General features: G+C 56.3%; 8 protein-coding genes. 7 read left to right on the forward strand and 1 reads right to left on the reverse strand.

What is annotated here, in order from left to right; translation table 11 throughout:
- Positions 1-645 precede the first annotated feature (645 nt).
- The 7 genes from C1719_RS05920 to C1719_RS05950 all read left to right on the forward strand — a co-directional run bounded on the left by C1719_RS05920 (position 646) and on the right by C1719_RS05950 (position 10,850).
- A complete protein-coding gene (locus tag C1719_RS05920) occupies positions 646-954 on the forward strand; it encodes a hypothetical protein (protein WP_102374279.1) in 309 nt (102 codons plus the stop codon).
- 33 nt (positions 955-987) lie between these two features.
- Positions 988-3,567 carry a molybdopterin-dependent oxidoreductase gene (locus C1719_RS05925; RefSeq protein WP_102374280.1) on the forward strand — a complete coding sequence of 860 codons (2,580 nt, stop codon included), beginning with the start codon at positions 988-990 and terminating at the stop codon, positions 3,565-3,567.
- Positions 3,568-3,578: 11 nt separating this feature from the next.
- Complete coding sequence (locus C1719_RS05930) at positions 3,579-6,164, forward strand: molybdopterin-dependent oxidoreductase (protein ID WP_245874383.1); 2,586 nt, start codon at positions 3,579-3,581, stop codon at positions 6,162-6,164.
- Positions 6,165-6,179: 15 nt separating this feature from the next.
- The gene (locus tag C1719_RS05935) at positions 6,180-7,154 is read left to right on the forward strand and encodes a 4Fe-4S dicluster domain-containing protein (RefSeq protein WP_102374281.1); all 975 of its coding nucleotides are present in this window, start codon (positions 6,180-6,182) and stop codon (positions 7,152-7,154) included.
- A 255-nt stretch (positions 7,155-7,409) separates the two neighbouring features.
- Positions 7,410-8,669, forward strand: coding sequence for an MFS transporter (locus tag C1719_RS05940; RefSeq protein WP_102374282.1), 1,260 nt, complete (start codon positions 7,410-7,412; stop codon positions 8,667-8,669).
- 148 nt (positions 8,670-8,817) lie between these two features.
- Positions 8,818-10,368: a fucose isomerase gene (locus C1719_RS05945; RefSeq protein ID WP_102374283.1), complete on the forward strand. Its 1,551-nt coding sequence runs from the start codon at positions 8,818-8,820 to the stop codon at positions 10,366-10,368.
- Between the two features lie 74 nt (positions 10,369-10,442).
- Entirely contained in the window at positions 10,443-10,850 is a 408-nt protein-coding gene (locus tag C1719_RS05950; RefSeq protein WP_102374284.1) for a hypothetical protein, read from the forward strand.
- A 38-nt stretch (positions 10,851-10,888) separates the two neighbouring features.
- Here C1719_RS05950 and C1719_RS05955 read toward each other — a convergent pair whose 3' ends face one another.
- A complete protein-coding gene (locus tag C1719_RS05955; RefSeq protein ID WP_180963495.1) occupies positions 10,889-12,109 on the reverse strand; it encodes an MFS transporter in 1,221 nt (406 codons plus the stop codon).
- Positions 12,110-12,314 lie beyond the last annotated feature (205 nt).

Here is a 12,314-nt window from a genome sequence, read left to right on the forward strand (position 1 = left end):
GACCTTGGCGGTCTCCAGAAAAACGGATGACGCGGAATCCCATTCCCATGCTTTCGTTCTCTTGGGTTTTGATGCGATTGGCTGTTGCGCATCTGTTCGTGAAAAGGGTTCCTTCAGCTTGGAAGCGACTTTTCGCTGCATAGAGCGCTTCAAACGGCCAAAAACATTCGTGTTGCGCAACTCATGCCGGCTTCGAATGCTGGGGTGCGAAGACCGATGAGTTTGTTGGCTCGCTCCTCGTTGCCCTTCGTGCTCTTCGCGATGTTGGTGGTGGGCGAGAGCTTGGAATTGATACCGAAGCCTTGGGCGCCGAGGGATGCATGCGAACAGATTGCGGATAATCCAATGGCTCATCTTGGGGTTTTCGCTGCGAGAGCCCGGGTCTTTTTTCAAGGAACAAAATCTCCCATTGGGTAAACCGCCTTTTGCTCAGCGCAGTTACGCCGACTCCGTAGTGCGGCTCTGATTACCTGTTCATACATAACACGTCTTTAACCAGGCGTAATGATGTCTTTTTTGAATTCTAATACTAAATGTCGATGCCTTTTCAGCCGTTTTCGTACCTCGTTGCCCTTATGTGCATGCGTCGATCTGCCGACAATCACCGTGTACTTGAAAAACAAGACGGGGATTTAAGGAGGTTATATGCCACGAGTATCCGGATACATGGCAGACGAGATCACCATGCAGTACGTCACGACTGGAGGAGACGTGCTCATATCGGGCGATGCTGAGATGTCTACGGCGTTGCTTGAAAACGGAGCATTCTATTTCGACGATGTGCCGCCTGGGTCGTATGTCGTATCGATCGTCAACGTCGAAGGGTACAACCCCATTAACAAGCTTCTCGACGTTGAAGAAGGCGAGGGAGATGTCGACCTCGGCTGGTTTGCCGGAAAAGCGATTCCCAAATCCATGTGGGGCGTTCACAACGACTACGAAGAGGAAGCGTAGGCGCGCCGGAAGCCGCCGACTGAAAGGTGCACTATGGGTAACGAAGAAATCAAGACATATTACAAGGGGCTTGGCTTCTGTGGGGGAGGGGTTAACTCGAACACATGCGAAGTGGACGTTAGGGATGGAAGGATTGTCCGCACCCGCCCGTTTCGCTACGACAAGCACTACACGCCTGAGCAGATGAATGCATGGACGATACATGCGAAAGGAACGGAATACAAGGCCTCCATGAAAAGCCTTATCCCGCCGTTTTCGCTCGTGTACAAGAAGCGTGCATATTCCACTAATCGTATCCTGTATCCGCTCAAACGCATCGATTGGGATCCCAATGGCGAGCGTAACCCCCAAAACCGCGGCAAGTCGAAATTCGAGCGCATTTCATGGGACGAAGCACTCGATATCCTCGTATCCGAAATCCGCAGAATCCATAAACTGTACGGTCCGTACTCCATCTATTGCCAAATCGACGGACACGGCGAGACCAAAACGGTTCATGCCGCCCACGGATGCCAAACCAACCTGCTCGATCTGTTCGGCGGGTACACCTACCAAGGTCGCCAGCCCGATAGCTGGGAGGGGTGGCACTGGGGTGCCAAGCATGTTTGGGGTCAGGCGCCGCTCGGTCAAGCCGACCAGTACAACCTATGGATGGACGTGGCTCAAAACACTGAGATGCTTCTCCTGTGGGGGTGCGACATGGAAACGACTACGTGGTCGTGGGAGGGGCAGCAGTCGAGCAAGCTGTGCTACTGGTTCACCGATCTCGGTATCAAGCAGGTGTATGTATGCCCTGATGTGAACTATGGAGCAGCCGTGCACGCCGACAAGTGGATTCCCGTAAAGCCCAACACCGACGCCGCTTTGCAGCTTGCTGTCATATATACCTGGCTTGATGAGGGGCTGTGGGATAGGGAGTACGTTGAAACCCACGCCTACGGCTACGACATCTTCTTCGATTACGTGCTCGGAAAGGAAGACGGTGTGCCGAAGACCCCCAAGTGGGCTGAGGGGAAATGCGGCGTTCCCTCCCGTCAGATCAAGGCGCTGGCACGTGCTTGGCATAAGAACCGTACGGCTATCGGCCACGGCAACGGTGGGTCCTATATCCGGTCGATTTATTCGCACGAACCCGCCCGACTCGAAGTGCTTGCGATGTGTATGCAGGCCATTGGCAAGCCGGGTCGCAACGTCATGAAGTTTATCGAATGGCAGATGATGGGTCAGAAGAGCGCCATGCCCGGACCTCGCAGCGAGCTCATTCCGTATCCTGGCGGAGCTTACAAGGGATGGCTTATGGGTTTCAAGAAGTCGTTCATTCCCAAAACCATGTTTCCCGAGGCGGTAACGGGTGGGTGGACCGCTGAGAACCCGCTGACGTGGTATTCGTTCCCCGATGCGAGTTTTCCGGCTGACCAGCAGTTCTATCATTACCAGTACCCCTTGCCCGGAGCTGAGCCCATCCATATGATCTGGTCCGATGCGCCATGTTGGACGACGTGCTGGAACGGTGGCAATGCGGCTATCGAGGCGTACCGTCATCCGAGCATCGAGTTCATCTGCACCGAGCATATCTGGTTCGAAAATGATTGCCAGTTTGCCGATTTGCTCTTGCCCGTGAACACCAAGTTCGAAGAAGAGGATATCAACTGCGATACGTCGAGCGGCGATTTCAACTACATTGTCTACGAGGGTCGCTGCATCGATCCCATCGGTGAATCCAAAAGCGATTACGAGATCGCCTGCGAAGTCGCAAAGCGGTTTGGCCCCATCATCTACGAGCAGTTCACCCATGGGGAATCGATCGAGGACTCCATCAGGGCCGGCTTCGAGACGTCTGGATGCCAGGAATATCTCGATTACGATGAGTTTAGGGAGAAGGAGTACTTCATCATTCCCACGGCCAAGGATTGGGAGGACGATCCTCGCGGCCATGCGCCTTTTGCGGAAGACCCTCAAGCCCATCCAATGCAGACGAAAAACGGGCTTATCAACTTTTATTCCGAAGAGCTGGCTGCGCATTTCCCTGATGACAAAGAACGACCGCCTTACCCTCAGTGGGTTGAAGCCGGCATCAATCATCCGTCCGAGCGCCTTGGCACTCCGCGCGCGGAACGATACCCGTACCTCATCGTGTCGAACCACCCTCGCTGGCGCTGCCATGCCCAGCTCGATGACATCACGTGGCTGCGCGAGATAGAAACCTGCAAGGTCGAAGGCCCCGACGGCTACCTTTACGAACCGGTTTGGCTCAACCCCGTCGACGCCGAGCGCGAGGGCGTGCGGACCGGTGACGTGGTGAAGATATTCAATGAGCGCGGCTGGGTGCTCGGCGGCGTCTACGTGACCGAGCGCATCATGCCTGGCTCGGTGTTGCAAGATCATGGAGCGCGCGTCGATGCAATTGTGGCGGGGAAAAGCGATCGTGGCGGTGCCAACAACCTCATCGCCCCGACCGCGACGACGTCGAAGAACGCCGTCGGAGAAGTGACGAGCGGTTTTCTCGTCGGTATCGAGAAGGTCGATGTATTCAAGTTGGCCGAGGAGCACCCCGAAGAATTCGGACGCCAACGCGACGATGGCGGCGTGCTGATCGACAACTGGATCGTGTAGGAGGAGTGCAGGTGAAGGATACGAAAACATACTACAAGACGCTTGGTCTCGGCAGCTTCGGCATGAGCGCGCTGTCGGCGGAAATCGACGTCAAGGACGGCAAGATCGTTCGCACGAGAGGCATGCATTTCGATCGTTCTTACGGCGCCGATTATCTCAAACCCTGGACGCTCGAGGTGAAAGGCAAAAAGCTCGAGGGGCTGCTGAAAAACGATATTCCGCCGTTCGCCCTGGTGTACAAGAAGCGCGCGTATTCCGATAACCGCATCCTGTACCCCATGAAGCGCGTCGATTGGGATCCGGAGGGCGAGCGGAACCCGCAGAATCGCGGTAAGTCGAAGTTCGAACGCATCAGCTGGGACGAGGCAACCGATATCATTGCGAAGGAACTCCGCCGCATCGAAAAGGAGTACGGTTTGTTCGCCGTATTCTGCCAGGGCGACGGGCACGGGGAAACCAAGACCGTGCACGCGACGCACGGCTGCCAGATGCGGCTCATGTCGATACTCGGCGGATTCACGTTTCAGGCGCGCAACCCCGATAGCTGGGAAGGTTGGTACTGGGGCGCGAAGCACGTGTGGGGATGCGATCCGGTGGGCGAGGGCGACATCGGCAACCTTTTGCTCGATATCGCCGAGAACTCGAAGTATCTGCTCCATTGGGGTTGCGACGAGGAGACGACGCCGTGGGGCTGGTGCGGCCAACTTCCCTCAAGGTGGGCTTTCTGGCTCACCGAGGTGGGCGTCAAGCAGATCTACGTGTGCCCCGATGTGAACTACGGCGCTGCCGTGCATGCCGACAAGTGGATTCCCGTCAACCCGAATACCGATGTGGCCCTCCATATGGCCATCGCCTACACCTGGATCGCAAACGGCTGGTACGACCAGGAATACCTCGATACGCACGCGGTCGGATTCGACTGGATCAAATACTACGTCATGGGTGGCGAAGACGGCGTTGCCAAGACGCCCGAGTGGGCTTCTCCGATCTGCGGCGTTCCCTCGCGGCAGATAAAGGCCCTTGCCAAAGCCTGGTACAAGCGGGCGACGTCGATATCGCACGTCAACGGCGGCTCCCTCATCCGCTCGCAGTTCTCGGCGGAGCCCGGGCGCATGGAAGTGGTGCTCATGGGCATGCAGGGACTCGGCAAACCCGGCCGCAACGTGATCAAGCTGATCGAATGGGGCCTCTACGGGCTGCCGTCGCAGTGCCCGAACCCGCGCAGCGATCTCTACATGATGCCCGCCGCGGCGTATCGCTCGCTCGACTACAACAACCCTGAAGTGTGGGATATTCGCCAGTCGTTCATCCCCAAAACCATGGTTCCGAAGGCGATCCTCGGCGACTACACGGTTGACAACCCGCTTACCTGGTACGGCACGGGCATCGCGGGTTGGCCGAAGGAAGATCAGTTCGTCCAGTACAAATACCCGAGCGAAACGGCCGGCACGCGCATCCATATGATCTGGTCCGACACGCCGTGCTGGTCGACGTGTTGGAACGGGGGCTACACGCTTGCGAAGGCGGTCCAATCGGAGGAAATCGAGTTCGTGCTCATCCAGCATCCGTGGATGGAAAACGATTGCATCTATGCCGATATCCTGCTGCCCATCAACACGAAGTTCGAAGAACGGGACATCGCGGTTGATTCGTCCAACGGGTACACCAACGTCATGATGATCGAGCCTCGGTGCATCGAGCCGCGCGGCGAATCGAAATCGGATTACGAAGCGGTCGGCGAGGTGGCGAAGAAGATGGGCGTCTACGACGAGTTCACCGGCGGTAAAACCGAAGAGGAGTGGATTCGCGAGGGCTTCGAGAATTCGGGTTGCCAAGAGCGTGTGAGTTGGGAGGAATTCAAAGAGAAGGGCTATTACGCGGCTCCGACCTCCGAGGGCTGGGAGGAAAACCCCCGCGGGTTCGCGCCGTTTTGCGAAGACCCCGAGGCCAATCCCCTCGGCACGCCTTCAGGCAAGCTCGAGTTCTATTCGACGGCGCTCGCGCATCATTTCCCCGATGACGAATCGCGCCCGCCGTTTCCGAAGTTCATCGCCGCCGACGACCGTTTGTCCGAATCGCTGCTCACCGAGCGCGGCAAGCAGTATCCGTACCTCATCGTGTCGAACCATCCGCGTTGGCGCGTGCATGCGAACATGGACGATATCACCTGGTTCCGCGAGATCGAGACCTGCAAGGTGAAAGGCCCTGACGGATACCTGTACGAACCCGTGTGGATCAATCCGGTTGATGCCGAGCCCCACGGCATCGCAACAGGCGACGTCGTCAAGATATTCAACGATCGCGGCTGGGTGCTCGGGGGCGCATACGTGACCGAGCGCATCAAGCCCGGCGTCATATACCAGGATCACGGCGCGCGACTCGATCCCATCAAGGTGGGGGAGGCCGATCGCGGGGGAGCCAACAACCTCATAGCGCCCTCCGAAGTGGCTATGAAGAACACGAATGCGGAAGTGACGAGCGGCTATCTGGTCGATTTCGAGAAGGTCGATGTGTTCGAGCTTGCCGAGCGGTATCCCGAGGCGTTCGGGCGAGACTTCAACGCAACGGGCGTGAAAATCGACAATTGGCTGGTTTAGGAAGAGGAGAAAACCATGAAGGTATTTGTATTCGATTCGTTCAAGTGCAACGGCTGCTACGGTTGCCAGCTTGCCTGCAAAGACGAGCACTGGAACAACGAGTGGCTGCCCTATGCGCTGCCCCAACCCGATACCGGCCACTTCTGGTGCAAGATGACGCAGACCGATCATGGCCAGGTACCGAAGGTCCGCGTTGAATACACGCCGCATTTCTGCAACCACTGCGACAACGCACCCTGCATGGCGGCTGCCCCTGAAGCGGTGTACAAGCGCGAAGACGGGCTCGTCATCGTCGATCCGATCAAAGCGAAGGGAAACAAGGCTCTGGTCGATGCGTGCCCTTACGGGGCCATCTATTGGAACGAGGAACTCGAAGTGCCGCAGAAGTGCACGGGATGCGCGCATCTTGTTGACGAGGGCGAACTTCCGCACTGCGTTGACGTTTGCGCCACGGGCGCCCTGCGCTTCGGCGAAGAATCCGAGTTCGCCGAAGAATTGGACCATGCCGAGGTTTTGGCCTCCGGGGAGCACGGTCCGCGCGTGTACTACCTCAACATGCCGCATCTGTTCATCGGCGGGGAGGTATGGGATCCCGCAATCGACGAGGTGATCGAAGGCGCGCGCGTGACGCTTTCCGGCGACGTCGACATGGCCACCGAATCTGATGAGTTCGGTGATTTCTGGTTCAGGCGCATTGATGAGGGCGACTACACGGTAACTGTCGAAGCCGAGGGGTATGAGGTTGAGACACGGGAAGTGAAGCTCGAAAAAAGCCTGAACATCGGGGATATTCCGCTGCGCCGCGTCGCGGGCAATGAAGTCGTTGACAAGGAGAAGCCGGCTGTGGAGTTGGATGTCGAGGCGCCCGTCGGCGAACCCGATGTCGAGGTTGTCGAAGTCGGCGATGTGACTGCGGCGATGTCGGTCATGTCTCAGGCTCCCGATGAAGACGGCGGCGTAATGAGCAAAAGCGGGATATCGAAGAACTAGGGGTTCTGTCTGACTAAAGCGGACTTGGGCGCATGTTTTCGCCGATAGAGGCGACTACGACTCATTAGCGATGTTGCGTGCGCCCTTTCGTACCGTTTTCAGGAATCGCGGAAGCTTCGAGAGTCGTACCGTTTTGATTCAGATCGGACGAAACTCGATTTCCGCATCGGCTCAAGCGAAAGGGGGCATTTGGGCATCATCTATCTGTTGGGAAACGTAAGACGAAATCCAAAGAATCGCATCAAGGAGGATTGAATGAGTGCGCAAACTAAATCACCGGTAGCCACAAAAGCCGCACTAGGCACATGGGCGGTAACGATGGTTGTGTTCGGATCGAGTGCAACGACACCGGCCATGAACTCGTTGTTTCAGGCGTTCGCCGACCAGCCGCAGTGGCTTGTATCCCTCATCAACACGCTGCCGTCATTGACCACGCTGGTTGGCTGCCTGCTGTTCGGTGCAATTGCGAACAGTAAAATCAAGTTCAAGACCGTTGCCATCGTCGGTATGTTGATATATGGCATTTTTGGCATTTTGCCGTGCTGGATTAACGACTCTCTGGCTGCGGTGCTCGCCATCCGTGCATTGACCGGATTTGGCATCGGCTTCATTATGCCGCTCGGGTCGACCTGGTTCATGCGCATGATCCGTAATCGTCAGGAACGTGGGCGTTATCTGAGCTGGAATCAGGCGTTCGGATCGGGCGGTTCGGTTGTCATGACCCTGCTCGGCGGTTGGCTGTGCGCTGTCAACTGGAAGTATACCTTCCTCGCGTATCTGTTCGTGTTTGTTGGCTTCGTCATCATGCTCATCTGCTTCCGCGAACCCAAGACCGTTGATGAAATAATCAAAGAAGAAGGCGCCTCTGCTGCCGAGGAGTTTTCTCAGGCGAAGCGCGTCAAGCTCGGGGCTACTTCGTGGTTCATCGTCATCTTCTATTTCTGCTTTCAGCTTTTCATGTCACCCGGTCTCATGCAGCTTTCCGTTCTTATGGCCGAAAACAATGCGGGCGATGCCGCTATGGCAGGCAATCTGCTTACCATTTTCGTGCTCGTTACCGCGATAGCGTGCATTTTCGGAGACAAGTACATCAAACTGTTCGGCAAATACACAACATGCGTGTTCTTCCTCATTACGGCAGCCGGCTTGTTCTGCATAGCCTTTGGCACGTCGGCATGGATGTTCGCGCTCGGCATGGTGTTCGTCGGCCTCGGCTGCACGGTTAACTTCCTTGTTAACTTCGAGATCGGTCTCGTAACGAAAGCTGCGGGACTCGCATGGGCGGCTTCTCTTATTATGTTCGCGACCAATCTCGGCAACTTTTGCTCATCGTTCTGGATGGGCATCTTGCAGGGCGTTGGCGGTGCCGATGCCGCCACGAACTTCCCGGTTGTCGTCTGCGGCGTTCTTATGGCCGTTGCCGGCATTCTGTTTGCCGTTATGAATACGGTTAACAAGAAGGTCTGGGGTAAAGACGCTATCGCAGCGCGCCAGCTCGAGGAAGACCATCAGTAGGCGTAGCGCTCGCATACGCCCCGTTTCAGCAAAGGCATCGAAGCAGCCGAATCGGGGTCATCCCGATTCGGCTGCTTCCCTATTGGCCTTACAACAGACAAGATATCGAGAAGTCAAGCGCGGATACGCGCTGCAGTGAGGAGTGATTATGATTACGAAAGCAGATGACGTCAGGCTCAACGTGCAGCCCATCTTTCTGGAGATGGAGCATCTCTATAAATACGAGGGACCGTGCCGTGTCGGTCAAGGGGAGGCTCTCGAGGTCGGGTTCGACGCCATCAGGAATGCCGAATGGTACAAGCGGTTCCAAAAAAAGCTCGCCGACAACATCCCGGACGAAGTGGCGGATGTGCGCGATATCATCCGTATCAAGCGGACTGACAACTGGGATCAGGAAGAGGAATGGTGGGATCGCCTTGCCCAGACGACGGGGGATACCGATTTCTACATCATCCATTCGTTTCTGGGGCTCGACGACATAGCCGTTGAGTTCGGCGAGCGCTTCAACAAGCCTTTCAGCCTCGAACCCGAATACGAGAATCCCTGCTCGACCACTTCGGTGGCGGCCGCTCTCAACGCCCGCAACCGCGGATACGAGTTTTACGGGTTCAGGACATGGGACGAGCTGGTCTGGCAGCTGCGCATCCTTCGCGCCCGCAAGGTGGTCAGAACCTCGCGCATCCTCATGGCTCCGCGCAACGGCGCAGCGCTTTCGTTCAGCGGCGTTGACGGCGCATACGATGTCGAAGAGCTCACCCACAACCTTGGTTGCCGATTCCGCTATATCAGCATACACGAGTTGCTCGACCAGACCTCGCCTGCGCTTCCGGGAGGAAACCACACGACGCCCGGCCGCGACACGTGGGATATCGACGATGAGGATATGAAAGAGATAGAGGCCATGGCCGATGATTTGATCGAGCGAGCGGAAGAGGTCGAGGTCGATCGGCAGTACGTCGTCAATTCGCTCAAGTTCTTCAAGACGGTGCGCAAGCACATGGACAGGCTCGATTGCAACGGGTTCACGGCGCCGTGCCCCGATAGCTGCTCGACGCGCAGGCTGAACGAGGAGCAGTTCACCTTCTGCCTTGCCCACTCGCTCAACATGCGCGCAGGGCTTCCTTCCGCGTGCGAATACGATGCCTGCTCCGTCATTACCCAGCAGGCGCTCATTGCGGTATCGGGGAAGCGCTGCTTCATGGGAAACACCATGCCGATCGTGAAAGAATCCGACGGGCAATGGGCGACGTTCGGTCTCGGCGGCATCGAGGAAGAGGATATGCCGCTGCTCGACGAGCACGAGGGGCATCTCTACATGATGGTGCATTCCGTGCCCAATCCGCGCATGAACGATCCGGAAAAAGACGCTCCGTATTCGCTTCGCCACTTTGCCGAGGAGAAGGGCTTCGGGGCGGTGTATCGCTATGATTTCAATCGCGACAAAGGCAAGGTCATCACGGTTGCGCGGTTTTCTCCCGACGGAAGCAAGCTGCTCGTCACGAAAGGGGTCATCGTGTGCGGCAACGGGTTCCATCAGCACAGCTGCAACACGGCTATCGTGTTTTCGGTTGACGATCAGGCCGATTTGTTCCAGAAGCAGATGCAGGTCGGAAACCACCTTGCTACGGTCTACGGCGATTACACCAAGGAAATGGAAGCGCTCGGCCGTTCGCTCGGCATCGAGGTCATTACGGTTTAATGAAGTAAGGCCATCTAGGGTTGGGGCGATCGAGGGCGATGCTCGTCCCAACCTTTTTACGGAAGGAGAGACGTATGGACGAAGGGGTGCCAAGCTCCATAAAGGAGCAGATTCGCGCAATGAACGAAAAATCGCTCGACTACCTTCGCGATATACGGGAAAACCCCGATGATTTCATCGCCGTATCGAAGAACATCAAGGCTTTCGTGCTCCATCGTTTTTTTCTCGTTGAAGACAACCCGGATACCGATGGAATAGCCGAGTTGTCAAAATTGAGCATCGAGAAGCTTCTCGAAGTGAACAAGCGGGGGATGCTGCAAGACCTTTCGAACAACTGCGCCGGAGTCAGTTCGGAAACGATGAAGAAAGCTCTTCTCATCATGACGCTGCAAAAGCAGCTCGGTGTAGTTTTCGATCCTATGAAAAACGATACGGTTTCGCAGCTCGCGCAAAGCGTCGTTGAGCAGCTCGGATCTTCGTGATCTCATTCTGTTTGGTGCGTTCTTTCAGAGACTGCCGTTTACGCTGCGTCGTCTTCGTGCGCCGCAGCGTTTTTGCGGGCTGCGGCGCCCCTGAGGATCGCTGCAGCGAAGAACGCCGCTGAAGCGATGGTAGCAGCGGTTGCGATGATCGCGAACATCGCCGTATAGGATCCGTTTGTGGCCGAGGCGAGGAAGGCGACGAAGAAGCTGCACAGGAAGTTGCCGACCAGCATGCCTATCGAAACATAGGACATGCCAAGCGTCACTTTCGAAACATGGGTTACACGGGCTACGCATTCGTTCAGATAAGGGTAGAGGATGCCGCAGCACAAGCCGATGAACGCGATGCTGCAGTACACCGTGAACGGCGTTGTTGCAACAGAGAGCCCGAAGTAACATATAGCGAGCATGGCAAGGGCAAATGCCGGTACGAATCTACCCAACCGTTTGATGATGCGGGCGAAAGCCAATCCGACGAGGAATCCAACAAACGTTTGCACGGAACCTGCCGTGCCGGCAACTGCCGATGAGCCGATCCCCGAATCGATGACGAAGCCGGAAAGCGTCATGTTGAATATCATCCCGCAGCATGAGAAAACGCAGTTTGCGGCGGCGAGCAGGTACACTGCTACGGGTACGGATATCTTTCTTCCCTGGGAATCTTTCGCTCCGAGCAGGTTTTTTTCGGGTCCAAGCTTAGGTATGAACTTCAGTTGCATGAAAACCGCTATGGCGAGGATAGCGTAAATGTAGAGACAGACCCTCCATCCGAACAGGGCTCCGACAGTGCCTGCACCGAAGTTCAAAAAGAATGCGATTATACAGGCTCCCCCGTTGAGAAGCCCCATGACCTGCGTTCTTTCTCTCCCCTCGAAGAGCTGCGCGGTAATGGCGGGCACCATCGGGTAGACGAGTCCGGCACCAACGCCTTCGATCGCACGGGTTGCAATAAGAACTTCGACGTTAGGGGAGAACGACCCGAGGAATCCTCCCGCTATGAAAATCAAGGTGCCGACGATCATGAGGTTTCTTTTGTCGACGATGCGGGCCAGATGCCCGGCGATGAATATGACGACTACCATGACGCCTGACGTAATGGAAAAGGAAAAATTGACGGCGTTTGAATCTTGGAACGTCTGTGTGATGAGTGCGAGTATGGGCATGTAAAGGGCAGCCTGAACCTGCCCGTCTATGCTGCTGAGGATCAGCGATGCCTTGACGAGGTTCTTGTTCTTCATGGGTGTTGCGGTTGCTGCCATCGTTCCCCCTATGCTTCGGACAGCGTGATTCATCGTTTCGTGCATCGATTTCAAAAAGCTCGAACAGATGCGGTTGCGGCGTCGACTCTCGTCCCGATGCGTATCGATATCTTCGGCAGTCTTTCGGGCCTGCGCAACTGCCAAAGTGTCCTGAATGTCGATTTAGTACTCCGGTATGAGAGAATTTGGCGTCGAGCGAGATACC

It is taken from the genome of Raoultibacter massiliensis (assembly GCF_900199545.1).
In the GTDB taxonomy this organism is placed as follows: domain Bacteria; phylum Actinomycetota; class Coriobacteriia; order Coriobacteriales; family Eggerthellaceae; genus Raoultibacter; species Raoultibacter massiliensis.